Here is a 25,694-nt window from a genome sequence, read left to right as displayed (position 1 = left end):
TAGCGGCATGTCCCGATCAAGTGCCTATGGAAACAGCCAGCCGCGCTGGCTGTTTCCTTTTGTGGTGAGTGTTGTTTTTGCACTCAGCGCCCTGCCGCTCGGCCGACTCGCCTATACCGGCATCCTGTCGTCACTCAATGGTGACATATGGCGGCTTCTGGCCGATCCGGCCCTGTGGGATGCGGCGCTGAACACGCTCTCCACATCGTTTTTCGGTATGCTGATTTCGCTTTTGATCGGCGGCGCTTTCGCGCTTTCGCTGACGCTTTGCGACATCCGCGGCAAGTCGATCCTGAGCTTCCTGTTCATGCTGCCGATGATGATCCCGCCGCAGGTGACGGCGCTGTCGTGGATCGGCATGACCGGTCCCTCGAGCACGCTGCTGAAGGCCATCGGCCTTGCGCCGCCGATGGGATCGCCGCAGCCGCTTTATTCGATTGCGGGCATCGCGCTTCTGCTCGGCGTGCAGCATGCGCCCCTTGTCTATCTGTCGCTGCGCGCCGGTCTGCTTGCTTTGCCGCAGGACGGCATCGAGGCCGCCAAGCTTTCCGGTGCCTCGCCACGCCGCGTGCTGTTCGATATCATCCTGCCGCTCTCCACGCCGGGATTGATCGCGGGCGCGGCGATCTCCTTCGTGTCCAATGTCGGCAATTTCGGCATTCCGGCAATCCTTGGCATTCCCGCCTCCATCTTTACCCTGCCGACGCTGATCTACAGCCGCTTTGCCAGTTTCGGGGCGAGCACCTTCGGCGATATCGCCATTCTCTCGACGATGATCGCCATCATCTCCGTGGCCGGGCTGGCACTTCAGGAGCGGGCGATGAAGGGCAGGGACTATCGGATCATCGGTCTTTCCGGCAAGGCTGCGACCTTTGGACTGTTGCGCTGGCGGCCGGTTGCGGAACTTGTGCTCTGGCTCGTCCTGTTCTTCATGCTGGTCGCACCGCTCGCCGCGCTGGTGGCAAGTTCGCTCGCCCCCGCCTATGGCGTGGCGCTCAGCCTCAAGACCGCGACGATGCATGCCTATGAGGAGCTGCTCTACCGGCAGAGCGTGACCCGCACCGCCTTCCGCAACTCGCTGTTTCTGGCAACAGCCACATCCCTCTGCCTGCTGGCGGTGACGGTGCTGACGGCCTATTTCCTGGTGCGCGGCAAGAGTCGTTTCATGTTCCTGCTGTCGGCGCTGGTGGATATTCCCTATGCACTGCCGGGCGTGGTGATTTCCGTGTCCTATGTGCTGCTTTTCGCAGCCCCCATCCCGCTGCTCGGCGTCACGCTTTACGGCACGATCTGGATCATATTGCTCGCCTATTTCTCCTCCTTCTTCGCCGTCAGCCTCAAGCCGATGGTCAGCGCTTTCCTGCAATTCGACCCGTCGCTGGAAGAGGCGGCAAGGCTCTCCGGCGCCGGGTTCTGGCGGCGGCTCAAGGACATCATCCTGCCGCTGGTCGGGCCTGCCGCGGGCGCCTCCGTCATCCTCGTTTTCCTGATCGCCTGCAACGAACTGACGGTTTCGGCGCTCCTTTGGTCCGCCGGCACGCAGACGCTCGGCGTGCTCATCTATAACCTCGATGACAGCGGCAGCTTCGATCTTGCCTCCGCACTTTCGGTGCTTGTCGTCATCATGGTGATTTTCCTCATGGCTCTGCTCGAAATTCTGGGGCGCTATCTGCCGAAAGGAGTGGTCCCTTGGCGAAACTGATCCTCAACCGTCTGACGAAAAGCTTTGGAGCCGGTTCGAAACCCGCCGTCGACGACGTGTCACTCATCGTGCGCGAGGGCGGTTTCCTGGCCTTGCTCGGGCCTTCCGGCTGCGGCAAGACGACGGTATTGCGCATGATCGCCGGTTTCGAGCAACCGACTGATGGCTCCATCCTGCTCGGCGAGCGGGTGCTGGCGGATGCTGGCAACATGGTGCCGCCGGAGCGGCGCAACATGGCGATGGTGTTCCAGTCCTATGCGCTGTGGCCGCATATGTCGGTCGCCGACAATGCCGGTTATCCTCTGAAAGTGCGCGGCATTTCGGGAGAGAAATATCGCGAGAAGGTGCGTCAGGCGCTGGCAGCCGTGCGCCTTGAAAGTTTCGCGGACCGCCGCCCAGCGGAACTTTCCGGCGGCCAGCGGCAGCGTGTGGCGCTGGCCCGCTGCCTCGTTACCGAACCTGATGTGGTGCTGCTCGATGAGCCGCTCGCCAATCTCGACCGGCATCTGCGGCAGGAGATGGAAGAGACGTTTCGCGAGTTCCACATCCGCTCTGGCGCAACGATGATCTATGTCACCCACGATCAGGCCGAAGCCATGGCGCTGGCGACCGATGTCGCCGTCATGTCGCAGGGCAAGCTGTTGCAGGTCGCGCCGCCGGCGGAGCTTTATGCGCGGCCGGAGGGCCGGCTCGTCGGCTCGCTGGTGGGGCAGGGGTCAATCCTCACCGTGCCGGTGCCGGAAGGCACCTCTCGGGATCTCGACTGGGCGACACTTCGGGCGGCTATGGAAAGCGGCCGGCAATTGCCGCAGGCTGACATTCTCGTGCGGCCGCAGGATGTGGTGCGGGATGCGGAGGGCATCACCTGCACCGTCACCTCGGTTCTCTATGAGGGCGAGCGTTATGCCCTGCGTCTCGACTTGCCGGACGGGCAGGTGCTTCGGGCGTATTCGCGGGAAGCTGTTGCAATAGGTGATCGTCTGTCGGTCGCCATTCGTGCGGCGTGGCGGCTTTAGGGTGAAAAGGGTTACTCCCTCATCCCTGTGCCTGTCACAGGGATCCATTCAGCCCAAGTCCTTGGGCTGAATGGACTCTTCTCGCCGCGCGGACGCGCGTCGGCTGGATTCCTGTGACAAGCACAGGAATGAGGGTGGAGTATGCTTCAGCGTGCGGAGTCCTACGGTCCATTGTGGTTAATCTGATCGAACGCGACTTGCCTCAGGCTACTGGCGAGGTGGAACGGGAGCGGTTAAGCTTTCCTTGCAGCAATAGGATTGATTCATGTCGCTTCGGCTCGCCACCTTCAATATCGAAAATCTCCTCACCCGCTTTGATTTTACCGGCTTTCGCAACCAGACGCGGCGCGACAGGGCGATCCAGCTTTTCGATATCAGGGACGAGGCGACCTATCAGGCGCTGGAAAGTGCGCGGACAGTCTCTTCCACCGACGATACGCGCCAGCTTTCGGCGCTCGCCATCGCGGATGCGGATGCGGATATTCTCTGCCTGCAGGAAGTCGACAACATGGCCGCCCTGCAGGCTTTCGAATATGGCTATCTCTACCGGATGGTCGGCAACGGCTACCTCCAGAAATATCTGGTCGAAGGCAATGACAGCCGCGGCATCGATGTCGCCGTCGTCATGCGCGAGGAGACGCGTGACGGAGACAAGATCGAGGTCGTCGACATCAAGAGCCATGCGGCGTTGACCTACCGCAATCTCGATCTCTTCAATCCGGCGCTGGCGACAACCAACCAGATCGACGACAAGATTTTCAAACGGGATTGCCTGGAAATCGATCTGAGGATCGGCGGTAAGCCGTTGACGCTCTACGTGACGCATTTCAAATCCATGACCAATTCCCGCGATCCGGTCGATGCCCGGCTCGCCACCATGCCGGTCCGCGAGGCGGAGGCCATGGCCGTTCGCCGCATCATTGAAAACCGCTGGGGTGCGGGCAATGTCCGCAACAAGAATTTCGCCATCTGCGGCGACATGAATGATTATCAGGAACGCATCGCGATTTCCGGCGACCGGCGCAACGGCTACAGCTTCACGCCCGTCGAGGAGGGGAGGAGTGCACTCGATATCTTCACGGCTGATGAGTTTGTGATCAATCCGATGTCACGCCGCGAAGTCATGGATCGCTGGACGCTGTATCATTCGCGGGGCCCGCAGGAGCAGCACCTGTGCCAGCTAGACTATATCTGGCTTTCCCCGCATCTTGCGCAGATCAATGCGACGAGGGTTCCCGAAATCATCCGCGCCGGCCAGCCTTACCGTACGGTTTTTCCGCCGGGGCAGGAGGTGGAGCGTTATCCGCGCACCGGATGGGACCGTCCCAAGGCCTCGGACCATTGCCCTGTCGTCATGACGCTGGATCTGATCTGATCTGTCACTACAGACTGACTAGCCGTTGGCGACCTTCGGAAAGTAGGTTGCCCAGACCCTGTTGCGGCCCGCACGCTTGGCCTCGTATAGCCGATCGTCCGCAATCGCGATCAGCTCGTCCCAGCTGTTGATCGTGCGCGCTTCCTGCCAGACCACGCCGAAACTCGCCGTCAGCGACAGCCCGCTTTGTTCATCGATGATCTGCGCTTCGATCAGGCGGCGCAGGCGATCTGCCGTGGCCGTGGCCGTGGCATGGCTGACATCCTGCAGCACGACCACAAATTCCTCGCCGCCATAGCGGGCCAGAATATCGTGCTTGCGCAATGCGCTCCTCAGGAGCCCAGCGGTCTTTTGCAGGGCGAGGTCACCCATGGCGTGGCCATAGCGGTCGTTGATCGATTTGAAATGATCGATGTCGACAATCATCACGCCCAGTGCCTGAAGCTGGTCCTCGCCGGTCAATATTGTGCGAACGGCTTTTTCCAGCGCGCGGCGATTGAAGACGCCGGTCAGCGCATCGGTTTCGGAAAGCGTGCGCAACTGTTCGGCTAGCGCGCGCTGCTGGTTCTCCATTTCCCCCTTCTGGCGAAGCTGTTCGCGCAGGAAATCGAGTTCCTGGAACATCTTCTTCACTTCCGGGGCGACCCTGTCCTGACAGAGCGCCTCTGAAAGATCGCCCGCGGCGATCGCGGCGATCTGCGTTCTGACGGATTGCATGGGCTGGAACAGCGCCGTCCTGTAGACCGACGCCAGCCGCAGCAGGACAAGAACAGCGATGCTGGCGATAAGGAGCGAAACCCCGCCATAGATCAGCGCCTCCTGCTTCTTTCTCTCCATTTTGGCCCGGGTTTCCGCGAGAATGAGGTCGCGCAGCGTATCTGAGGTCCGCATGCCGAGAATATAGTTTTCGGAGAATCCGCGAACGCTTGGGCGGGCGGACGGCATGACGATCGCAATCGTGTTCTGCGCATAGCGAAGCGCCTGGCCGAAATAATAGGTCTCAAAATCGCGAAACGCCTTGTCCAGGCGCGGTGTCGACAAATAAGCGGCGGTATAATTCCACAGCGACGATTTGAGCAGCATGAGGCTCTGCATCTCGGTGTCGAACTTTGCGCGATAGCTTAGCTGGTCCTGTCTGTTCGCCTGCAGGCTCATGACCACGTAGGAGCCGAGGCGGCCGATCCTGTCACGCATCACACCGGCTGTACCCGTCATCGCAATGTCGATCGCGACATCCGGCGTCTTCATGATGATGGACCGTGCAGCCCTGCCGCGAAGCAGATTGATGCTATCCGCCGCCTTGAACATCGATTTAATGGCATTGGCCATGGCACTTTGACTGCGCGCGGCGGGCGGAAGCGCTGCAACCTGATCCACCGCCTCTCGCGATTGCGCCAGTTTTCGGCGGGTGTCGGCAACGGCTTTTGCAAGTTCAGGCTGAGTCGCGATCTCCACGGCGAAAGAGGCTTCCAATTGAGACAACTTGTCGTCCGTTGCCTTGCGCGCCGCCGCAAGACCCTCGACCAGCTTAACATCCGCAGAGGTTGCTCCCATCAGATTGTTGGCGGGGCCGCGCTCGGCTGACACCAGCCATGCGGATTGGAGAGCGGTTTCGAAGCGGGTGAGCTGCTCGGAATTGTTGCGATAGCGCAGGTAGTTGGAGACGCTCGGCAGCGCGGCAAGGGTGGCCAGCAGGATAGAACTCACGGCGATGATGATCGTGCCTGTCAGCTGTATTTTCTGTATGCTCGCGCGCATCTGATGCGTTATTCCCGCTGGAATGGTTATGGTTTATCGCAATCTTAGCCGCCGCACGTAAATACTTCGCTTATTTTACAGGGTTTTCGCCACGATTGCTTCCATGTCGGCCAGCGTCCGACACGGTGTGGAAAACACCTCCAACGAGGGTGTGCGGAGAATTTTCGCTTTACACCAACTCAGAATCTGATAGTTGGCAAGGCACTGGCTTGCCCTTGTAGCTCAGTTGGTAGAGCACCTGATTTGTAATCAGGGGGTCACGAGTTCGAACCTTGTCGGGGGCACCAGTATTTTTTAAAGGCTTGTCCTTACCCCATCCGTTTTTTTAGCGTGTCTTTCGTCAATGCCTATGGCTTGATGTGATAGAGCTTGTGGACGATCGACCAGTTGCCCTCGCGTTCCAGCAACGACAGATATTCGTAAAAATCCATGCCGTCGAAACGGGTCGTCAGCTTCACGGAGGCGCTGTCGCCCTCCTTGTCGATTCCAAGGATTTCGAAGGTGGGGTCGTGATCGGGGAGGCCGCGTTCGCTTTTTCGCATCTGGTCGACGAAATCTTCCAGCGACAGCCATTCGGTTTCGCCTTCGTAAGTACCGACGATGTTGGCGCGCGGATCGAACACGTCACGCATCAGGCCTTCATCCGCATAGGCCATGGCATGCACATAGTCCGTGACGGTCTGGGTAATGGTTTGCGGCATCGGATCATTCCTCCCTTCAGATCCAAAAGCCAAGCTTACACCTGTTGATGACGTTCCACCATAACCCCCTGAAAACGTGCCGGTTACGTCCCTGGCAGTGCTGTTTCAGGAGTGGTTGCGGCAGGAATGGTGCGCGATGGGCGGCATGTTTTGCCGCCGCTTTCCACAATTTTGTCCCGCCTGCGATTATAGTCGCCTTGGGTCCGACAAATTTCGGTATCAAGGGCTCTTCCGCCGGTCGCGACGCGGCATATGGCAAGGCTTTTGTGTGGGCTTTGCCGGTTTAAGGGTCGGGGCGGGGTGCCGTGAGGGTGGATTTGGCCTATGATCCGCCCGTGCGGCGCACGGGGATGGTGTAAGGCACGCGGGTAACATGTTGCGTTTGAAGGTGTTTTTGTGATCGATCCTTATGTTTTGCTTGGCGTGGAGCGCGATGCCGACGAGGCGGCGATCAAGTCGGCCTACCGGAAGGTTGCCAAGGCTGCCCATCCCGACAGCGGCGGTGATGGCGAGCAGTTCGCACGCCTGCAAACGGCTTACGAGCTTTTGAAGGATCCGGTGCGCCGCAAGGTATTCGACGACACCGGTTACGATCCGCAGCTTGCCGATGCCAAGGACCTCAAGGGCCTGCTGATGCTTGAAACGCTGGTCAACGAGTTCATTCTGGACGAGCGCGAGCCCGGCAGCTTCGACCCGGTGGCCGCCATGCGCCGCAAGCTGACCGACGATATTCTGAAGAGCCGTTTCCACATTCTCGAGCTGGAACGCCACCGCACACGGGTGCGTAAACACATGGACCGGCTGGGCAGGAAGCCGGAGACCGATGTGCTGAGCTCCATGCTGCGTGCCCGCAGCCAGTCCATCGCCGAAGCCATCCGCAATGCGGAAGCCCAGATCGAGGCCATCGAGCAGGCCTATACGATGCTGGAAGGCTATTCCTACGAGCTGGAAAGCATATCCCTCTCCGAACCCTTGCTGAAAGGCGAGGCGGCGGAGTAGGCGTTGTCGCGGAGCCTCTTCAGGGGCCGTTGACGAGAGCCAGAATGAGCTGGTGCACCCGGCCGCCCGGGGAAAGCTCGTCCCGGTCAAAATCGCGCCCGCGCTGGCGCTGCTCGTTGGAAAGCTCGCCCAGCCGCTGCTGCAGAACGACGCGGACCTTCTGACATTTCGGGTCGTTTTCCGCTCTGAGGCCGGTGCTGAAGGCCTCGATCTTTCTCACCATATCGAGAATGTGTTCGCCATGCACACGCTCATGGGTTTCCACGCCGGAAATGAAGGTTTTCCAGCTGGCGGCGACAGCCTGCGGCAATCTGGCCGGGGCTTTCGGCCAGGTATAGATGATGGTGAGATTGGGCCGTGCCGTTGCCAGCACGCAGGCGCCGTCCGGCTGCGGGCGGTAGTCCCGCCGCCATGTCAGCTTGAAAGTGGTGTGGGCGATGGCCTGCACGCCGGCTGTCGGGCCGCGTTCGCCGATGGACTGGTAAAGGGCACCGCCCGTATCGCCGCTGATCGCATAGGTTTTAATCTGCTCTGCGGGCTTCCAGTCGGCTGTCTGTGCTGACAGCGGAAGGGCACTCAGCAATATCGCCACAGCGCTGATGGTGAGGGAAGAGAGAGTTTTGGCGGGCACGCATCGATCCTTGGTGTCTTGCGCGCCGAAGATAGGCGAGAGCCGGGCTGCTAGGCAAGCGCAGCGAGAGAAGGATTGCCGGAAACTGCGCGAAAATTCCACGCACGAAAAACCCCCGCGACGGATCGCGGGGGTCAAGCTTGCGACTGCAGGGGTATCAGTCGTCCAGCTTGTCGTAGTCGAGCTTGGGCGCGTTCTGCAGCGCTTCCTTGGTTGTGTCGACATAGGCCTTCCAGGTGCCGTTGTCGTTGTGAACCGCGACGGAAGCCGGGTCGAGCACCACATAGCTCTTGTCGATGCCGAGGAAGCCGCCAACGCTTGCAACCAGGCCGATCACAGATTTGCCGTCGCCGATCACGACATCCTCGATTTCGCCGATATTTTCATTCTGGGCGTTATAGATATCCAGACCGTCGAGCTGGGAGGCGGTGAGGTCGGTCTTCTGGACATTGACGAATTTCAGCGGGCCGTTGGCCTTGGTGCCCATGGTGATACCCGGGCCGGACAAAGTGGCATCGGCGCCGGCAGCAGGGGCGGTGGCAGCCGTCTGGGCAAATGCCACGGAAGACGTGAGCGCTGCTGCGGCAGCGAGAGCGATGACCTTGATTTTCATGATGTTTCTTCCCTTTGTATGCTGAACCTTGCGTTCGGGGAAGAAACGGTGGAGCGGGAATTTGGTTCCGCATGGGACGACAGGAAAATTTGGTTTATGCTGGTATAGGGAGCACTGGCACGCGGAAACGGGGAGGACGTTATGGCAAAAAATACGATCAGCAGGGACGCGGAAGAGACCGCACCATCGGTTCTCATCGACCGGAAGATCGCGGAGCTTGGCGACTGGCGGGGCGAAACGCTCGCCCACATCAGAGCGCTGATCAGGAAGGCCGATCCGGATGTGACGGAGGAGGTGAAATGGCGCGGTGTGCCCGTCTGGGAGCATGCCGGCATCATCTGCACCGGCGAAACCTACAAGAGCGCCGTGAAAATGACGTTTGCCAAGGGTGCCTCTCTCGAGGACCCGGCCGGTCTTTTCAATTCGAGCCTTGAGGGCAATACGCGGCGCGCCATCGACTTTCACGAGGGAGATGAGATCGACGGGGGGGCGCTTATGGCGCTGATCCGCTCGGCCGCCGCATTGAACCTTGCCGGAAAAGCCGGGAAGAAGCGGGCGAAGAGCCAGGCTGAATAGTCCAGAAGGTGGTCAATCCTTCGCGATGTCCGTTGCCTTGTCCCATTCGCTATCGATGAACTTCAGTGCGTCGATGATCGAAACCTTCCAGACGGACCAGACATGATCGCCATCGGTGATCCGCAACTCCGATTTGCGGTCATCGGCCTGGAGCGTTTCGTGCAGGGCGATGGCGCCGCGCCAGAGGAAGAAACCATCGTCGTCGCCGACCGTCAGATAGGTGGCAGGCAAATCCTGGCTTTCGGCGACGTGCTGTGCGACGAGCGTGAAGACGTTTTTTTCGTTGAAAAGTCTTGCGTCGAAGGGCGTGCCGAAGGCACCGGAGAAGTGATCGCCGGTGGAGGGCAGCACGACGCCGCTGGTGACGGTGGTGCGGTCGATGCGGTGGAAGAAGGCGCTATCCTGAATGAGCTTCAGTTCGGCGGGCGTCTTGTCGAGATCCGATGCGGGCACGTTCTGCCAGATTGCGCCGGACAGGCTGGCCACTGCGCCATAGAGGTCCTCGTGGCCATAGGCCAGATGCAACGCACCGAAGCCGCCCATGGAAAGTCCGGCAATGGCGCGCCCTTCGCGGTCTTTCCGCACCGGCAGCGTTTTTTCCACCTGATGGCGCAGATCGCCGGTCAAAGCAGTCTCGTAGTCGCCGGGACCGCCGACGGCAGCGGAATCCACATACCAGCTGTTTTTAACGCCGGGCATGACGACCACCAGCGGACGGATGGCGCCGGCCGCGATGAGCGTATCGAGCGTCTTTTCGATACTGCCGAGATTGCGCCAGCTGTTCTGGTCGCCATCGTGGCCGTGCAGGAGATAGAGCACCGGCCAGCCGTTTTCCGGTGGAGCGCCATCCGGGCGGTAGATGTTGACGGGGAGCGGCGCATTCAGGACCGCACTGTGGAACGTGGCGTCCTCGATCTGGCCGGCAAAGCTCGGGTTGCAGGAGAGGAAAAGGTATGAGAGGGCCAGATTTCTGAGATGCATGCCGTGTCTCCTTGCTGCTTGCCATTCCATAAGGGCGGTCAACGTCTAAGGGAACCGTGAGTTCCGGGAGACGTAACACTGCTGCAATGTCACTCCCTGACATCTGCGGACCGGTATGACGGTGTCAGGTCCGGAAAGGATTGTTCCCGCCAAGGCCATTGCACACATTTGATAATTTCGGATTTAGAACATGGTGCCATTGATGTTATCGCGTTTCACACGATCGCTTATTTTACTTTTTTTCCTTACCGGCTGCATGACCACGCCCATCTCGAGTATTCCCAAGCTGATGCGGCTCGACTTTCTGACGATGAATTTCGAGCATGTGCGTGTAGGGTTGCAGCTTCCTGCCCATCTGTCGTTGGGTTCCGGTGATGCGGTGATGATTGTTCGCAGCGTTACAGACGGCGTAAAGGGCGAGACTGTCGAGACATTTGCGTTGATCGAGGATAAGGACGCCGCGGCCCGCGCGCAGTTCCACGCGGAAAAGCGGGCGGGGACCGCCACAAGCGTGTGGAGAATAAAGCCTGAAGAGGTTTCACGGCTTGCAGCATTGCAGGAGAAGGTGCGCCTCTCCCGCATCGAGGGGCCGCGCATCAGGGGGAGTACTGAGATCGAGATATTGCGGGCCTGTGTCACAGGCGTTCTCCCGACCGGCCCGGTCTATTTCTCGACTTACATCAAGCCTGCGGAAAATGAAGACTACATTGCCATGACCGTGGATGCGGATCTGACGAAAGTGTTTGGTGCGGGCCAGGTCGCGGCACGGATCAGACAGTGCGAAAGCTGATCGCCGTTGCCGGAGCGCGTGAGTGCTCCGGCCATGTTTTTCGCAATATACATATCTGGGACTGAATATCGCCGGGAGGGCGTCAGCGCCCCGGCCGGCCCGTCTTGCCCTTGGTGCGGCTTTTGCGCTTCTGTTCGCCGGGATCCTCATAGGAACCCGCGCCGATCTTGCCGCGCACGAGAGGGCGGGGATCATCGGTCGCACGTTCCGGCTGACCTTCCATGAGCGGTGAGAAACGTTTGCCGGCCTCTGTCTCGGGTTTGCCGGGAACTTCGCCACGCACCGGCTTCTCGGTGCGACCAACGGTCATCTCGTCCAGCGTGTTCTTGCGGAACAGCGGTTTGCCCGCGTCCGAACCGGGGCCCATTTCGTCCAGCGCCGGCTTGGCGAAGAGGGATTTTTCACCTGTGGCGGCCTCTGTCCTGCCGGATGTCTCCCCCTCAGGGGAGATCGACAAGTGGCTGCGCCTGTTGTTTTTTCCACCGCCTTCAATGGCGCGGGCCTCTTCCTTCGCCATCGGGTCGTCCATGGTGGCGAGTTCGGCGGCCTTGAGGCGCTTGATTTCGTCGCGCAGGCGGGCGGCTTTTTCGAAGTCGAGATCGGCCGCGGCATCGCGCATGGATTTTTCCAGCGCGTTGAGGTGGGACTGCAGATTGTTGCCGACCAGATGGCCGCCATCGGCGAAGCCCTTGCCGGAAGCGCCTGATATATCGGCCCTTACGTGATCGCGCTCATAAACAGAATCAAGAATATCGGAAATTTTCGCCTTGACCGATTCCGGCGTGATGCCGTGTTCGGCGTTATAGGTCATCTGCTTTTCGCGGCGGCGGGAGGTTTCCTCCATCGCCCGCTTCATCGAGCCGGTAATGTTATCGGCATAAAGGATGACCTTGCCGTCGACGTTACGGGCCGCGCGGCCGATTGTCTGGATCAGCGAGGTTTCGGAGCGCAGGAAGCCTTCCTTGTCGGCATCGAGGATCGCCACGAAACCGCATTCGGGAATATCGAGACCCTCGCGCAGAAGGTTGATGCCGACAAGCACGTCGAAAGCGCCGAGGCGCAGATCGCGGATGATCTCGATGCGCTCCAGCGTATCGATATCCGAGTGCATGTAACGCACGCGGACGCCCTGTTCGTGCAGATATTCGGTCAGGTCCTCGGCCATGCGCTTGGTCAGCACGGTGCAGAGCGTGCGATAACCCTTGGCGGCGGTCTCGCGGATTTCTCCGAGAACATCGTCCACCTGGCTACGGGCGGAGCGCACTTCCACCGGCGGATCGATAAGGCCTGTCGGGCGGATGACCTGTTCGGCAAAGACGCCGCCGGCCTGTTCCATCTCCCACGAGCCGGGGGTGGCCGAAACCGCCACGGTGAGCGGGCGCATCGCATCCCATTCCTCGAAGCGCAGCGGCCGGTTATCCATGCAGGAAGGCAGGCGGAAGCCATATTCGGCCAGCGTTGCCTTGCGCCTGAAGTCGCCGCGATACATGCCGCCGATCTGGCTGACCGAGACGTGGCTTTCGTCGATGAACAGCAGGGCGTTGTCGGGGATATATTCGAACAAAGTCGGCGGCGGTTCGCCCGGGTTACGGCCGGTGAGATAACGCGAATAGTTTTCGATACCGGCGCAGGAGCCGGTCGCCTCCAGCATCTCGATATCGTAGCGGGTGCGCTGTTCGAGTCGCTGGGCTTCCAGCAGGCGTCCTGCCTTTTCCAGTTCGGCGAGACGGACCTTCAACTCTTCCTTGATCGACTTGATCGCGCCGTTCAGCGTCGGGCGCGGGGTTACATAGTGCGAATTGGCGTAAATCTTGACCGATTGCAGGTCGCCGGTCTTCTGGCCCGTCAGCGGATCGAATTCGGTGATGGAATCGATCTCGTCGCCGAACATCGAGATACGCCAGGCGGCATCTTCAAGGTGGGCGGGGAAGATTTCGATGGTATCACCGCGCACGCGGAACGAACCGCGCTGGAAATCCATGTCGCGGCGCTTGTATTGCTGGGCCACGAGGTCGGCCAGAAGCTGGCGCTGGTCCAGCCGGTCGCCCACCTGCATCTGGAAGGTCATGGCGGTGTAGGTTTCCACCGAGCCGATACCGTAGATGCAGGAGACGGAGGCGACGATGATGCAGTCGTCGCGCTCCAGCAGCGAGCGGGTGGCGGAGTGGCGCATCCGGTCGATCTGTTCGTTGATCGAGGATTCCTTCTCGATGAAGGTGTCGGAGCGCGGCACATAGGCTTCCGGCTGGTAATAATCGTAATAGGAGACGAAATATTCCACCGCATTGTCGGGGAAGAAGTTCTTGAACTCCGAATAGAGCTGCGCAGCCAGCGTCTTGTTGGGGGCGAGGATGACGGCGGGGCGCTGCGTTGCTTCGATCACCTTGGCCATGGTGAAGGTCTTGCCGGAGCCGGTGACGCCGAGCAGCACCTGGCTGCGCTCGCCGGAATCGATGCCTTCCACCAGGTCGGCAATGGCAGTCGGCTGGTCGCCGGCGGGCTGGTAGTCGGAGGCCATGCGGATGGCGACGCCACCTTCCGATTTCGGCGGCCGGGCCGGGCGGTGCGGCGTCCAGAGCTTGCCGTCCTTGAACAGCGGATTGCCGCTCTCGATCAGTTTCGACAGCGCATCCACCGTTGCGGTGACGGCGCCCGGCGCGAGATTGGCGGCCTCCTCCAGCGACACGTCCATGCCCGCAACCGGATTGAGACCGGCGGCGGCCCGGGTTTTCGGATCACTCGACGCGCCGATGGAAACGCCACGGGCGGTCTTGGACGCGGTGGTGTTCTTCGCTGTCTTCGAGGCCGCCTTTTCCGCTTCCTTGCGGGCTTCAATCTCGATCTTCTTGCGGTGCTTGCCCGCTTTCGAGGCGACTTCGCGCTGGGTTTCCACCGAGCCCGCCTCGGCTTCCGCCTCCAGCTGCTTCACCCAGTCGGCGACGCTGCCGCTGAGCGGCGCTCCTTCGAACGACGATTGCGGGGCTTCCTCGAAGCCGGAGTTCGAGGGCGAGGGATTTTTCGGTGATCTGGCCATGCGCGAAATATGGAGGGAGTCACGCGCAAAGGGAAGGGGAGGCCGCGAAAAAATGAGTACAAAAAGGAAACAGGCATGCGGAACAAAATTAAGGCGGATGCGTTGCGTAGCGGCTGAATGCAGCTTTACCGAAAGCTGTCGAAAATCGATTCCGGTTTTCGCGCCGATGCGCTAGAGCAAATCCATGCGGGCGGAATGAAGGTTGCGTTTTCAAACTGCCTTTCATGACCTCCCTCCCTATTTTCAGGAACCATCATGCCGTTTTCGATCAGCCCTGCCCACATCTGGCCTGTCCTGATGCTCGTCGCCTCCAATGTTTTCATGACTTTCGCCTGGTACGGGCATCTCAAGCACAAGGGCAGTGCGCTCTTCCTTGCGATCATCGCAAGCTGGGGCATCGCCTTCTTCGAATATATGCTCGCCGTGCCCGCCAACCGCATCGGCTCGGAGGTCTATTCCACCGCGCAGCTCAAGACCATTCAGGAGGTCATCACGCTTGCGGTCTTCGCGCTGTTTTCGATCTTCTGGCTGAAGGAAAGCATCACCATCAATCATGTGATCGGTTTTGCGCTGATCGCTTTCGGCGCGTCCTTCATTTTCCGGTCCTGAAACGGCACCCGCCAAGACTGGACACAACAAGAAGGTGATCTATCGATGAAAATACGCTCTGCAAGCGTTGATGATGCTGCCGGAATGGCGGCGGTTCAGAACGAGATATTCGCGGCCGGCCTTCGAAAGGTTCCGACAGACGTTGCGACCGTGCTGGAGAATTACATCGAGCACGCGGACCGTATCGAATGCGTGGTTGCCGAGGATGAGGACGGGCGCATTCTGGGGTTTCAGTCGCTGCGTTACGCATGGGCTGACAATCCCTACGGCGTGGCGGAAGGCTGGGGCATTATCGGTACTCATGTGAGCCCGCAGGCGGCCCGGAGAGGCGTGGGATCCGCCCTCTTTGCCGCCACGCGCAAGGCGGCGGAAGATCGCGGCCTGAAAAACATCGACGCCAGCATCGGCGCTGACAACCCGCTCGGGCAGGGCTATTATGAAGCGATGGGCTTCACCACCTATCGCCAGCCGGAAGGGCTGGTCTGCAAGGTCTATCGGCTGGGCTAGACAGGGCCTCGTTGCGGATCGGTGCTGGCTTGACGGTTAACTGCGGTTGTCATTTTCGGCGTAAGCCAGCCGCGCCTTGCAGATGCGGACGTGGTTTTCGTCGGCCCATTGCACCAACAACTGCATCGGCACCAGAAACGAACGACCGAGATTGGTGAGTTCATATTCCACGCGTGGCGGCACCTCGGCATAAAGCGTGCGGCGGATGAAGCCGTCTTCTTCGAGCCGTTTCAGCGTGCGCGACAGCATTTGCTTGGAAATATCATCGATCCTGCGGTTCAGTTCGTTGAAGCGCAGGACGCCGCCCTGCAAGGCTTCCAGAACGAGAAGGCTCCATTGATCGCCGATGCGATCCAGCACGTCGCGGATGGGGCAGGGCTGGTCGAAGGCGAAGTTTTCTTTGGTTTGCGTATCCGGCATTTTCTCGCCTTTTTCCCGTATTTTTTCACTTGCAGGTCATCGCCATGTGACCAGATCAGCGGTGGCTGACTTCTTGCGGCTAAGGCTGCGATACCATAGCTCTTCTTTGCGGTCTATTATTTAGACCAATGACAATAACAACAAAGGAAAGAAGCCATGGCTAAAATCGCGCTTATCGGAGCCTCCGGCAATGCCGGGTCCCGCATTCTGAAGGAACTTTCCGACCGTGGACATCAGGTGACGGCGATTGCCCGTAGTCCCGAAAAGATCGCCAGCCTGCCGAATGTGGTGGCAAAGAAGGGTGATGTCTTCGATCAGGCGGGGCTTTCGGAGCTGCTGAAGGGTCACGATGCCGTGATCAGCTCGGTGCACTTCACCGCCAGCGATCCGGCGACGTTGATCGAGGCCGTGCGCGCATCCGGCGTTCAGCGCTATCTCGTGGTTGGCGGCGCCGGCAGTCTCGAAATCGCACCGGGTCAGCGTGTGGTCGACCTACCGGATTTCCCGGCCGCCTACAAGGCCGAGGCCACCAAGGGTGCGGAGTTTCTGGATATTCTGAAGCAGGAAAAGCACCTCGACTGGACCTTCCTGTCGCCGTCAGCCGAATTCGTGCCGGGTGAAAGAACCGGCAAATTCCGCATCGGCAAGGACAGCCTCCTCAGCAATGGCGAAGGCAGCCGCATTTCCTTCGAAGACTACGCCATCGCCCTTGTCGATGAAATCGAGAAGGCGCAGCATTCCCGCCAGCGTTTCACCGTTGGTTATTGAGAGGTGTCACCCATGAATTTCGTAACACGCCGTCTTGCCATCGCCGCTTTCGCGCTCGTGCCCGCCTTGATGGCCGCGCCCGTTCTGGCGCAAACCGCAACGCGGGATTTCGCGCAGGAAGAAGCCAATCGCAAACTGGTGATCGAGTTCTACGATACGGTCTTCAACAAGCATGAGGTAGACAAGGGCGCCGCTGTCCTCGTCGACAGCTACAAGCAGCACAACCCGATGGTGCCGGACGGCAAGGCGCCGTTCGTCAATTATTTTACCGGCTTCTTCAAGGAGAATCCGCAGTCGAAGGCGCGGATCGTTCGCAGCGCCACGGATGGCGATCTGGTCTATCTGCACATTCATTCGACGGAAAATGAAAGTGATCGCGGCAGGGCCATCGTCGATATTTTCCGGGTCACCGACGGCAAGATCACCGAACACTGGGACGTGATCCAGGAGGTTCCGGAAAAGGCGGCGAACAACAATACCATGTTCTGAGGCGGCTTCCGCCCTCTGGCCAAAAGCATGGAACCGGCCGGGATTGCTCCCGGCCGGTTTGTCTTTTCAGAGCGCGCGCCGCCTCTGGCGTGCCTGAACGGCCATATCCAGCGCCAGCATTGCCAGCAGGCTCGCGCCCACCAGCGGAAACAGGATGCCGCCGATGGCGAGCAGAGCGATCAGGCCACGCAGGACGCGTTTTTCCTGCGGCAAAGGCGGCACGCCGAGTGAACCTTTCGGGCGACGCTTCCACCACATGATGCCGGCGGATACGGCAAGCAGGACAATGCCGATACAGGCCATCACGAGTACGATCTGATTGGCGAGGCCATATTGCTGGCCCAGATGCACGTTGATGCCCCATTCCAACGCCTTGCCGAGCGGGCCGTAATCGGCATAACTCATGTCGATCAGCGGTTCGCCGCTATATTGATCGAGATGGACGACGCGCTGTTGCTCCAGATCGTCCGGATAAATCGAGCCGCTATAGACCCCTGTCGGTTTCCCCGGAAGCGCCACCGCATAACCGGGGGCAAGGCCAAGTCCGTCGAAACGGGCGATTGCCTCATCTATTCCGATCGGTCGGCCTTCGGCAGCGGCCGTCGATTCCGGAATTTTTGCCTGTTCCAGCGACCAGCTCGTTTTTGCCACGTGATCGAGATGGTCGCCGGACATGGGAACATCGGTGCGCACCCCCGCCGGATATCCGAAATTGCTGCCATTTGCCCATTCATTCACCTTCGCACCCCACACGCCCGACCAGGGCATGCCTGTAACGGCAAGGAAGACGATGAAAAAACCGACGAAGATACCGGTGACGGCATGGGTGTCGCGCCAGAACACCCGTTTTTTCGGTGTGCCGCGCACCGTGACGACGCCACCCGTCTGCTTGCGTGGCCACCAGAGATAGATGCCGGTAGCGACAAGGAGGATGGACCACCCGGCGGCGATCTCGATCAGATAACGGGTGTAGGTGCCGAAATATTTCAGGCTGTGCAGGTAACGGATCGTCCACATGACGGTGCCGCGATCCGGCAGGGAGCCAGTTACCTGCGCCGTATAGGGGTTCACGTAAACGGCGCGCTTCCCATTCGCCGTATTGACGGTGATTTCCGTTGAGGCGCCCGGATCGGCAGGTGTCGTATATTTGACTGCCGTGCCTGGAACGGCTGCGAGGGCTGCCGCCACGATCTCGGAAGGCAGTGCTTTGGGGGCGTCCTGCACCACCTCTATGCGCTTCAGATCCGAATGAATGAGATTGTCTATTTCGTCGCGAAACAGATAGAGCGCGCCGGTGACGGCGAGCGATATCATGAAAGGCAGGACGAAGAGGCCGGCATAGAAGTGCCAGCGCCATACGGCGCGGTAAAGATTGACGGACGAGGAATGCGCAGGCGCGCGCTCGCCCTCGAAAGAGGTCGTAACGGACATGAATGTCTCCGCAAGAAGATTGATTTTCCGGCGAGCCGGGAAGGTCTCAGTTTTGCGGAGCGGAAGGCGGCGCGCGCGGACGCGATTCCCGATTGGGTGGTGATGGCGGCAAAGCCGCGTCGAAGTTCACAAACGCGACTTCGTCCGTCGGCGTGATTCTGTCCGCCCGTTCGACAGGCGTGACTGGAAGAGTGGCGATCGTGGCCGAGGCGAGACGGCAGAGCGTGCCGCAGCAGTCCGCGGCAATCTTGCTGGCGGGGTCCTGCTTGCCGCCGCCCTCAGGCATATGGCTGGAACAGATGATCTCATCCGCGGCAAGCGCGGCCATCGCCATATTGCCGCTGGTCAGGCCATTGGCGAGACCCTGCAAAAGGAAAAGCAGAACCGCCAGCGTGGCGATGGCGCCAGCCGAACTCCTGTCCTGCATGATCCTGCGAATAAACCCCATGGAATCGAAATGTCATATTTGCGGCGAATTGTCACCGCGACACAATGACAAGAGGTGCGGTTCTTCAGGCCAGCAGGTCGTAGGTGCGGAAAATCCAGGCGATCTGATAGATCAGCGCGAAAACCACAAGAAACCGGTGAAAGCGGCGATTGTCGATGAAAACCGCCAGCGTGAACAGAATGACGTAAATAGCTGTACGGATGAGATATTCTGCGCCGAGGGAGGAGAGATAGTCCTGTCCCTTCAGCAGCGTGTCGCCGACATCGGTGATAAAAAGCGCGGCCAGAAAGGCGAAGAACCAGCTTTTCCGCGAAAAGAAATAATCCTCATACCCCTTATATTCCTTCATCTCCGTCGGAAACAGCAGCACGCAGAGGAAATAGAACAGCGAGCAGAACAGGATGAGGAAGAGGAACGCGCCGAAGCCCAGCACGTGGCCGGTGGCGGAAAGCCGGTGCTCCCACCACCAGAAATGCACCAGCATCAGAAAGAGGAAAGCCACCCAGCCGATATGCAGGGGATAGATGCGCTCCTTCTTGGGATGCTGGACGAAACCGGCAAGGCCGGTCAAAAGGCGGGCGAGGCTGAGGCCGACCACCATGCCCATGACGGCACGGATGTGCGAATAGGCTTCCGCAGCGTTGACGGCGGCCTCCATGGTGTGCCTTACTCCGCCGCAGGAATGGGCGTCGGTTGCCCATGTTCGTCCATCGCCACCATGATGAAGGTGCCGGCGGTGACCTTTTCCAGCTTGTCGTAACGTGACCGCTGCGCCCAGGCTTCCACGGTCAGCGTGATGGAGGTGCGGCCGACACGGGCGATATCGGTATAGATGGAGAGCGTGTCGCCAATCTTCACCGGCAGTTCGAAGGCCATTTCCTTGACCGCCGCCGTGACGACGCGACAGCGCGAACGCTCCGCCGCGCGGATGCCGCTCGCCAAGTCCATCTGGGACATGACCCAGCCACCGAAAATATCACCGGCCGGATTGGCGTCTGCCGGCATGGCGAGCGTTCTGAGCGTCAGCTCGCCGGTCGGTTTGATGGGCAGGTCGGTCATGTCTCAATTTGCTCCTTGCGAATGTCAGAGGCGCAGCATGCGTTGCGCTTTGCGATTTCGCAAGGAAGGGAAAGCCTCAGGACGAGGCTTTGCCCAGAAATTGCTGCGTTGCGTAAAGGGCGATGGCCGCCGCATTCGACACGTTGAGCGATTTGATCTCGCCCGGCATATCGAGACGCGCGAGCGCGGACACGGTTTCGCGTGTTTTCTGGCGCAGTCCCTTGCCTTCGGCTCCCAGTATCAGTGCGATCTTTTCGCCGCTGAAAGTCTGTTCGATGGGGGCGGGGCCTTCCGAATCCAGTCCCACGGAGAAGAAGCCGAGCTTGTGCAGCTCGCCCAGCGCATCGGCCAGATTGGTGACCTGGATATAGGGGATGAGTTCCAGCGCGCCGGAGGCGGATTTCGCCAGGACGCCTGACTCGGTCGGGCTGTGGCGCATGGTGGTGATGACGGCGCCGGCATTGAAGGCGACTGCCGAGCGCATGATGGCGCCGACATTGTGCGGATCGGTCACCTGATCGAGCACAAGAATGAGAGGGCTGTCCTTCAAGGCGTTGAGCTTCTTGACCGGCAGCGGCTTCGTTTCCAGCATCACGCCCTGATGGATCGCCTCGGGGCCGAGGACCTTGTCGATATCCTGCGGTGAAACCATCTCGACCGGGAAGGGCTGGGCATCCGCCTCGCCGATATCCAGACGCGCAAGGGCGTTCTGGGTCACGGACAGCTTGATGAGTTGCCGCTCGGGATTGGCAAGCGCCGCGCGCACGGTATGAAGACCGTAAAGATGGACCTGATCGGGTGCCAGCTGCGGCGGCTTCCAGTCATCCGCACCGCGGTTCCTGCGCTTGGGCTGTTGCGGGGTTGGAATTTCACCCCGCTCGCGTTTGGCGTCGCGCACGGCACGGCGCAGGGTGGCGTAATGCGTGTCGCGGGTGGATTTGTTGTTGGGATCGTCTTTGCTCATGGCGCCTTATATCTCCGCAAAGAGGCGCGCACCAGCCCCCGCGATAATCCACAGGGCTGTAAAGATGTTTGAATTTTTTCCCGAAAATTCGTGAAAGGGCGTGTTGACAGAAACGAACGAGGCCGTCATATACGCGCCACAGACGACGCAACGGCGCTTCGCCGCAGCGAAATCTTAAAGAGCTTGGTCGCTCGATCCTAGCAGAAAGCTGGAGGGATGCCCGAGTGGTTAAAGGGGACGGACTGTAAATCCGTTGGCTACGCCTACGTTGGTTCAAATCCAACTCCCTCCACCATTCTGCACGGATCGAAATCACCACCGCGGGTATAGCTCAATGGTAGAGCAGCAGCCTTCCAAGCTGAATACGCGGGTTCGATTCCCGCTACCCGCTCCACTTCTCCCCCTACATTATCAATTGCGCCCAACACTCTGAATTTGCCGCATTTATCGTGTGCGCAAAAAGCCTTCCGGCATCGTCATCAGCATTTGTTTTATTGATCCAGCCAGTTCGATGCCCTGCATCGGAATTCAGGCGCGGGCTTTCATCGTCTCATGGTCTGCACATTGACGTCGATCTCTGTTGCGGCCGTGCGACGGCCGCACCTCCCATTGTTTGCAATTGAGGTCGCGGGCGGCACGTGGTTCCATGACGGATGCGTCGCTGATTCCTCCCCGTCGATACCAAGTTGTGATCCGAGAGGCCCATGTCGATTTCAGATACGATTTTCCGCCCTTTCGAGACGTTGATACGGCCGCTCGACATTCCCTTTCATCCGCTGCCGTCGAAAGGCCCGGTCGCGGTGCTTTTGCATTTCATTTCAATGTTTCGCGGCGTCCTCATTGCTCTTGCCCTGTCGTCCATGGCCGTGGAAGCCATCAATCTGTCGATCATCTGGGGATTGTCGGTCATCGTCGACGGCGTGACGGCGCAGGGTGCGGAAGCCTTTCTGCGAAACGAATGGCCGATGCTCGCCGTTCTCGGTGTGCTGATCTTCCCGGCCATGCCGGTCGCGTCGTTTCTTCTCAACACGCTCACCTCGCACACGCTCGGCATCGCGATGCCGGCGGCCATTCAGTGGCAGGGTCACAAGGCGGTGGAGCGGCAGGATCTCGCATTTTTCCACGAGCTTTACGCCGGGCAGGTCGCTTCGCGTCTTTCGCAGGTGTCGTCAGCCGTTCAGCAGCAGATCATCAACGCCTTTCAACTTGCACCGCGCTTCCTGCTGCAGATGGTCGGCTCCCTCGTTCTGCTCTGGGCGCTGTCCTGGCAGCTCGCCTTGCCGGTGCTCATCTGGATCGTGCTGAATGTGGTGCTGGCCGTCAAACTCGCTCCTGTCTTCACCGAGCGGTCGCGGCGGTCGGCAAAACAGCGGAGCCTCGTCTCGGGCGCAATCACCGATCTCTATAGCAACATGCAGATGATCAAGCAGTTCGCAGCCGAAGATAGTGAGGCCGGAGCCATCCGCCGTATCCTGAACAAGGCCGTGCATACACAGCATAGGGAACAGCGTGTTTATCGCGCATCGGAACTGGTCGTCGTCGCGCTCAACATGGCATTGTGGCTGGCGATCCTGTCCCTCGGTTTTTCCGGTCTGGTGAAGGGCTTCATAACGGTCGGGGAATTTGTCGGCGCCGTTTACATCCTGCAACGGCTGTCGGGCCATACGTTCACCTTCCTGCAGATGGGCCAGCAGATATTTCAGGCGATCGGCACCATCAAGGACGCCATGCCCGTGATGACGACGCCGCCGACCATTACCGATAAAGCGGACGCTGCCGCGCTCACCGTTTCGCGTGGCGAAATACAGTTCGACCGCATCCGCTTCGCCTACAAGTCGGGCAGGCCGGTGATGGATGATCTGTCCCTGACCGTCCGTGCCGGGGAGAAGGTCGGACTTGTGGGACTGTCGGGCGCGGGAAAGACGACGCTGGTCAATCTGCTCCTGCGCTTCTACGACATTCAGGGCGGGGCCATTCGCATCGACGGTCACGATATCCGCGATGTCACGCAGGCCAGTCTGCGCCGCAATATCGGGGTGATTGCCCAGGATGTGGCGTTGCTGCACCGTTCCGTCGGTGACAACATCCGCTATGGGCGGCCGGAGGCGACGCAGAACGACATCGAGCAGGTGGCGAAAGTGGCGAAGGCCGACGCTTTCATTGCCGATCTTGCCGACAGCGAGGAGCGCAAGGGATATCAGGCCTTTGTCGGAGATCGCGGCATCAAGCTTTCGGGCGGACAAAGGCAGCGTGTCGCCATTGCCCGCGTGCTTTTGAAAGACGCTCCCATCCTGATACTCGACGAGGCGACGTCCGCGCTGGACAGCGAGTCGGAGGCGGCCATTCAGGACAAGCTCAATCTGGTGATGGAGGGCAAGACCGTCATCGCAATTGCGCATCGCCTGTCCACCATCGCCAGCATGGACCGGATCATCGTTCTCGATCATGGCCGGATCGTCGAAGAAGGGCGACCGGAAGAGCTGGTCGAGCAGGGCGGGTTGTTTGCGCGGCTCTGGAAACGTCAGAGCGGGGGCTTTATTCCGGAAGACGAGTGATCGAGCGACGGGCGGGAGACGCGTCGCTCGGCGATACCTTGTCGCTGCCTTAAGTCGCCTTACAGGTGGCGTGCGGTGCCGACGGCTATCACAGGACCGGTCGCCTGACCGGTTGGCGAGCCGCCGAAAGGCTCGACACTGATGGCGAAGGTCGTGCCTTCACTGATATTGCCACGCATATCCGCGGGAATGATGAGGTCGCCATTCGCGCCGGGCTGGAACACGCCGAGCGAGCGCGTCTTGCCGCCATCCATCACCAGCCAGAGTTCCAGTGACTTCTCGTCGATCTTGCCGGTTGCGACAGGAACGATGCGCATCCGTCCCGATTCTGCATCATAGGAGGCGAGAAGGTTGACCTGGCTGTCCGTTGTCGCGAGTTCGGCGACCAGCGGGGTGGTATCCTGCCATTTTTCGGGGAATGCGGCGTAAACGACGGCCGCCACGGCGGTTGCACTCGTTGCAACCGATATCCACCGCCAGAAGGATGCCGAACTCCACAGGCTGCCATTGGTGTTGATATCCTGGCGGCCGAACAGGCGTTCTTCTATGCGGGCAAGAACAGTTGCGCCCGGCATCTGCTCCTCATACTCGGCATTGAAGTCGGAGAATTCCATCTCCCAGCGCTGGACGAGTTGCGCGAAGGCCTTGTCGTCCTGCATGCGGCGTTCAACCTCGCGCCGCTTTTCGATCGGCAGCACGCCAAGCACATATTCGCCGGCGAGGACTTCGTCGCGCGAATGCATGCCGTCGCTGTGTTCGCCCGTCGTCATCGCTGCATGCACTCTCTGAGTTTGAGAAGGCTGCGTCTCAGCCAGGTTCTGACCGTGTTGAGCGGCACCCGCAATTCCTCGGCGAGTTCGAGATAGCTTAAACCCTCCACATAGGCGCGGCGTATCGCCTGCGCATGAACGTTTTCAAGTTCACGCATGCACTCATCGATCCTGCGGCCCTCATCCGCCAGAACGATCTGCTGCTCCGGATTGCGGATGCTGTCGTCGGCAATGTCATAGGCCTCGTCAATGTCATCAGTCGACGGTTTGCGCGCCCTGATCGTATCGATCGCGTGGTTGCGGGCAATGGCGGCAAGCCATGTCGCCGGTTTGCCGGCACTTGCGGCAAATGTGCGGGCGCGCTGCCAGACCTTGATATAGATCTCCTGGAGGGCCTCTTCGGCTTCGGTCCTGTCACGCAGGATCTTCAGGCAAATCGCAAAAAGCTTCGGGCTCGTGGCCTGATAAAGCGATACGAATGCCGAACGATCGCCCATGCCGACGCGGTTGATAAGGCTTGCGATCTCTGTGCCTTGCATTCGAACGTCCCTTGCTGCGCTTCCTTTATAAGGTTGTCTTTTGTGGGAAGGCAAGGCATGCGCAAAATGAAGTTCGCGTCTTTCACGCCAGGGGATGGCCGGGTGGAAGAAGCTGTCGAGGCTTGCCGTGGTCATAATACACCTGCCGGATTTTCCAGCGGACCGACCAGCCTTACCGTGACGAGGTAACCGATGATGGCGGCCGCTGCGGAGACGAAGGTTCCCCACAGGAGGTCTGCGATGGTCAATGTTGTTGACCAGTTTTTCAATGTCGCCTGATTGGTGAGATCATATGTGGCATAGGCCATGAAGCCGACGGCCGCACCATAAAGCAGCGCGGTCGTCCATTGGCCCGACACCAGCGCCGGCCGAACCGCGAGGAAGGTCAATCCTGCCGCGTAGATGAGATAAAAGACGATCGCCGGGGCAAGCCGGAAGTTTTCCGCCAGGAGATCGCCGATGGCCGGGCGATAGAGCCGCGATGCCATGGTGCTCAGCCAGATGAAGTCGATCACCAGAAAAGCGATGAGCGTGAAGAAATAGGCTGCGATATAGGTCTTCATCGGTCTTTTCCTTTTTAATCGATCCGGGTCCAGCTGATGCCCTTGCACAAGAGACCGGCGACGATGCAGCCCTTGGTGGTCATGCTGCTGCCATCGACCGTCACGGTTATCCTGTAGGATTTGTCGCGTTGCGGATCGAAGGCCGTGCCGGAATAGACGCCTTTTTCATCGGGCTTTATATCCATGATCAGCCGGTCGCCGGTCTTTTCCTTGGGCGTGCCCGGCTTGATCCAGGTGTTGGTGGCGCAGATATTGTCGCCGCAGGGCGCGATCAGCACTTTGGCGTTGCCGTCGCCGCGCGCCCAGTTGCCGTCGATGTCCGCTGCCCCGGCTCCGAAGGCCGCAAGCATCGGACATAGGGAGGATGCGATTATCAATGCTTTGATTTTCATCGTC

At 59.9% G+C, this 25,694-nt stretch carries 27 protein-coding genes and 3 tRNA genes; 14 read left to right on the top strand and 16 right to left on the bottom strand.

Annotated elements, in window-relative coordinates:
* Window positions 1-7 precede the first annotated feature (7 nt).
* The 3 genes from JZY08_RS09070 (at window position 8) to JZY08_RS09060 (ending at window position 4,093) form a co-directional block, all read left to right on the top strand.
* Window positions 8-1,702: an iron ABC transporter permease gene (locus tag JZY08_RS09070; protein WP_216329950.1), complete on the top strand. Its 1,695-nt coding sequence runs from the start codon at window positions 8-10 to the stop codon at window positions 1,700-1,702.
* Window positions 1,690-2,718, top strand: a complete 1,029-nt coding sequence (locus tag JZY08_RS09065; protein WP_003495042.1) for an ABC transporter ATP-binding protein — start codon at window positions 1,690-1,692, stop codon at window positions 2,716-2,718. The genes JZY08_RS09070 and JZY08_RS09065 overlap by 13 nt, the downstream gene beginning before the upstream one ends.
* Window positions 2,719-2,983: 265 nt before the next feature.
* Window positions 2,984-4,093, top strand: coding sequence for an endonuclease/exonuclease/phosphatase family protein (locus JZY08_RS09060; protein WP_216329949.1), 1,110 nt, complete (start codon window positions 2,984-2,986; stop codon window positions 4,091-4,093).
* Window positions 4,094-4,111: 18 nt separating this feature from the next.
* Here the strand turns inward: JZY08_RS09060 and JZY08_RS09055 are convergent, their stop codons facing one another.
* Window positions 4,112-5,851 (bottom strand): diguanylate cyclase, encoded by a 1,740-nt coding sequence (locus JZY08_RS09055; protein ID WP_082182586.1) that lies wholly within the window; start codon window positions 5,849-5,851, stop codon window positions 4,112-4,114.
* A 211-nt stretch (window positions 5,852-6,062) separates the two neighbouring features.
* On the opposite strand from JZY08_RS09055, the gene JZY08_RS09050 reads away from it, so the two are divergent.
* Window positions 6,063-6,138: transfer RNA gene (locus tag JZY08_RS09050), tRNA-Thr, on the top strand.
* Window positions 6,139-6,198: 60 nt separating this feature from the next.
* On the opposite strand, the gene JZY08_RS09045 is transcribed toward JZY08_RS09050, so the two are convergent.
* Window positions 6,199-6,552: a nuclear transport factor 2 family protein gene (locus JZY08_RS09045; protein ID WP_003495084.1), complete on the bottom strand. Its 354-nt coding sequence runs from the start codon at window positions 6,550-6,552 to the stop codon at window positions 6,199-6,201.
* A 396-nt stretch (window positions 6,553-6,948) separates the two neighbouring features.
* Between JZY08_RS09045 and JZY08_RS09040 the strand changes: the two genes are divergently transcribed.
* Entirely contained in the window at window positions 6,949-7,551 is a 603-nt protein-coding gene (locus tag JZY08_RS09040; RefSeq protein ID WP_003495086.1) for a J domain-containing protein, read from the top strand.
* A gap of 19 nt (window positions 7,552-7,570) precedes the next feature.
* On the opposite strand, the gene JZY08_RS09035 is transcribed toward JZY08_RS09040, so the two are convergent.
* Both JZY08_RS09035 and JZY08_RS09030 read right to left on the bottom strand, forming a co-directional pair.
* Entirely contained in the window at window positions 7,571-8,182 is a 612-nt protein-coding gene (locus tag JZY08_RS09035; protein ID WP_035242298.1) for a DUF922 domain-containing Zn-dependent protease, read from the bottom strand.
* Between the two features lie 157 nt (window positions 8,183-8,339).
* Window positions 8,340-8,795, bottom strand: coding sequence for a PRC-barrel domain-containing protein (locus JZY08_RS09030; protein ID WP_003495090.1), 456 nt, complete (start codon window positions 8,793-8,795; stop codon window positions 8,340-8,342).
* A gap of 141 nt (window positions 8,796-8,936) precedes the next feature.
* Between JZY08_RS09030 and JZY08_RS09025 the strand changes: the two genes are divergently transcribed.
* Window positions 8,937-9,371, top strand: coding sequence for a DUF1801 domain-containing protein (locus tag JZY08_RS09025; protein WP_082182585.1), 435 nt, complete (start codon window positions 8,937-8,939; stop codon window positions 9,369-9,371).
* Between the two features lie 12 nt (window positions 9,372-9,383).
* Here JZY08_RS09025 and JZY08_RS09020 read toward each other — a convergent pair whose 3' ends face one another.
* Window positions 9,384-10,352, bottom strand: coding sequence for an alpha/beta hydrolase family protein (locus JZY08_RS09020; protein WP_216329948.1), 969 nt, complete (start codon window positions 10,350-10,352; stop codon window positions 9,384-9,386).
* Window positions 10,353-10,542: 190 nt separating this feature from the next.
* Here JZY08_RS09020 and JZY08_RS09015 point away from each other — a divergent pair, with 190 nt between their 5' ends.
* Entirely contained in the window at window positions 10,543-11,142 is a 600-nt protein-coding gene (locus JZY08_RS09015; RefSeq protein ID WP_216329947.1) for a hypothetical protein, read from the top strand.
* An 82-nt stretch (window positions 11,143-11,224) separates the two neighbouring features.
* Here JZY08_RS09015 and uvrB read toward each other — a convergent pair whose 3' ends face one another.
* Window positions 11,225-14,176: an excinuclease ABC subunit UvrB gene (gene uvrB, locus JZY08_RS09010; protein ID WP_216329946.1), complete on the bottom strand. Its 2,952-nt coding sequence runs from the start codon at window positions 14,174-14,176 to the stop codon at window positions 11,225-11,227.
* Between the two features lie 255 nt (window positions 14,177-14,431).
* On the opposite strand from uvrB, the gene JZY08_RS09005 reads away from it, so the two are divergent.
* Window positions 14,432-14,785, top strand: a complete 354-nt coding sequence (locus tag JZY08_RS09005; protein ID WP_003495099.1) for a DMT family protein — start codon at window positions 14,432-14,434, stop codon at window positions 14,783-14,785.
* Between the two features lie 45 nt (window positions 14,786-14,830).
* Window positions 14,831-15,292 carry a GNAT family N-acetyltransferase gene (locus tag JZY08_RS09000; RefSeq protein ID WP_253204006.1) on the top strand — a complete coding sequence of 154 codons (462 nt, stop codon included), beginning with the start codon at window positions 14,831-14,833 and terminating at the stop codon, window positions 15,290-15,292.
* Window positions 15,293-15,328: 36 nt separating this feature from the next.
* On the opposite strand, the gene JZY08_RS08995 is transcribed toward JZY08_RS09000, so the two are convergent.
* On the bottom strand, window positions 15,329-15,712 hold the full coding sequence (locus JZY08_RS08995) for a helix-turn-helix domain-containing protein (protein ID WP_216329945.1): 384 nt from the start codon (window positions 15,710-15,712) through the stop codon (window positions 15,329-15,331).
* Between the two features lie 156 nt (window positions 15,713-15,868).
* On the opposite strand from JZY08_RS08995, the gene JZY08_RS08990 reads away from it, so the two are divergent.
* Together JZY08_RS08990 and JZY08_RS08985 are read left to right on the top strand one after the other, a co-directional pair.
* The gene (locus JZY08_RS08990) at window positions 15,869-16,480 is read left to right on the top strand and encodes an NAD(P)-dependent oxidoreductase (protein WP_216329944.1); all 612 of its coding nucleotides are present in this window, start codon (window positions 15,869-15,871) and stop codon (window positions 16,478-16,480) included.
* 12 nt (window positions 16,481-16,492) lie between these two features.
* The gene (locus tag JZY08_RS08985; protein ID WP_003495107.1) at window positions 16,493-16,969 is read left to right on the top strand and encodes a nuclear transport factor 2 family protein; all 477 of its coding nucleotides are present in this window, start codon (window positions 16,493-16,495) and stop codon (window positions 16,967-16,969) included.
* A 66-nt stretch (window positions 16,970-17,035) separates the two neighbouring features.
* On the opposite strand, the gene JZY08_RS08980 is transcribed toward JZY08_RS08985, so the two are convergent.
* The 5 genes from JZY08_RS08980 to rlmB all read right to left on the bottom strand — a co-directional run bounded on the left by JZY08_RS08980 (window position 17,036) and on the right by rlmB (window position 20,871).
* A complete protein-coding gene (locus JZY08_RS08980) occupies window positions 17,036-18,400 on the bottom strand; it encodes a PepSY domain-containing protein (protein ID WP_216329943.1) in 1,365 nt (454 codons plus the stop codon).
* Between the two features lie 46 nt (window positions 18,401-18,446).
* Complete coding sequence (locus tag JZY08_RS08975) at window positions 18,447-18,848, bottom strand: DUF2946 family protein (RefSeq protein WP_216329942.1); 402 nt, start codon at window positions 18,846-18,848, stop codon at window positions 18,447-18,449.
* Window positions 18,849-18,912: 64 nt separating this feature from the next.
* A complete protein-coding gene (locus JZY08_RS08970; RefSeq protein WP_035224010.1) occupies window positions 18,913-19,506 on the bottom strand; it encodes a hypothetical protein in 594 nt (197 codons plus the stop codon).
* An 8-nt stretch (window positions 19,507-19,514) separates the two neighbouring features.
* The gene (locus JZY08_RS08965; RefSeq protein WP_003495115.1) at window positions 19,515-19,907 is read right to left on the bottom strand and encodes an acyl-CoA thioesterase; all 393 of its coding nucleotides are present in this window, start codon (window positions 19,905-19,907) and stop codon (window positions 19,515-19,517) included.
* Between the two features lie 76 nt (window positions 19,908-19,983).
* Complete coding sequence (gene rlmB, locus JZY08_RS08960) at window positions 19,984-20,871, bottom strand: 23S rRNA (guanosine(2251)-2'-O)-methyltransferase RlmB (RefSeq protein WP_082182576.1); 888 nt, start codon at window positions 20,869-20,871, stop codon at window positions 19,984-19,986.
* Window positions 20,872-21,081: 210 nt separating this feature from the next.
* Between rlmB and JZY08_RS08955 the strand changes: the two genes are divergently transcribed.
* The 3 genes from JZY08_RS08955 (at window position 21,082) to JZY08_RS08945 (ending at window position 23,426) form a co-directional block, all read left to right on the top strand.
* Window positions 21,082-21,166, top strand: a tRNA-Tyr gene (locus JZY08_RS08955).
* A gap of 25 nt (window positions 21,167-21,191) precedes the next feature.
* Window positions 21,192-21,265: transfer RNA gene (locus tag JZY08_RS08950), tRNA-Gly, on the top strand.
* Between the two features lie 310 nt (window positions 21,266-21,575).
* Window positions 21,576-23,426, top strand: a complete 1,851-nt coding sequence (locus JZY08_RS08945; RefSeq protein ID WP_216329941.1) for an ABC transporter ATP-binding protein — start codon at window positions 21,576-21,578, stop codon at window positions 23,424-23,426.
* A 59-nt stretch (window positions 23,427-23,485) separates the two neighbouring features.
* On the opposite strand, the gene JZY08_RS08940 is transcribed toward JZY08_RS08945, so the two are convergent.
* From JZY08_RS08940 to JZY08_RS08925, 4 genes are all read right to left on the bottom strand, one after another.
* On the bottom strand, window positions 23,486-24,196 hold the full coding sequence (locus JZY08_RS08940; protein ID WP_082182575.1) for an anti-sigma factor: 711 nt from the start codon (window positions 24,194-24,196) through the stop codon (window positions 23,486-23,488).
* On the bottom strand, window positions 24,193-24,735 hold the full coding sequence (locus JZY08_RS08935; RefSeq protein WP_082184467.1) for a sigma-70 family RNA polymerase sigma factor: 543 nt from the start codon (window positions 24,733-24,735) through the stop codon (window positions 24,193-24,195). Before JZY08_RS08935 ends, JZY08_RS08940 begins: the two co-directional genes overlap by 4 nt.
* Before the next feature lie 131 nt (window positions 24,736-24,866).
* Entirely contained in the window at window positions 24,867-25,298 is a 432-nt protein-coding gene (locus JZY08_RS08930) for a DUF2177 family protein (RefSeq protein WP_082182574.1), read from the bottom strand.
* A gap of 14 nt (window positions 25,299-25,312) precedes the next feature.
* A complete protein-coding gene (locus tag JZY08_RS08925) occupies window positions 25,313-25,690 on the bottom strand; it encodes a DUF2147 domain-containing protein (RefSeq protein WP_216329940.1) in 378 nt (125 codons plus the stop codon).
* Window positions 25,691-25,694 lie beyond the last annotated feature (4 nt).

Origin of the sequence: Rhizobium sp. X9 (assembly GCF_018873185.1) — a bacterium.
GTDB classification, from domain to species: Bacteria; Pseudomonadota; Alphaproteobacteria; order Rhizobiales; family Rhizobiaceae; genus Agrobacterium; species Agrobacterium oryzihabitans.
Note: the sequence above shows the minus strand (reverse complement) of the source record. Positions and strands in the feature narration are given on the sequence as shown.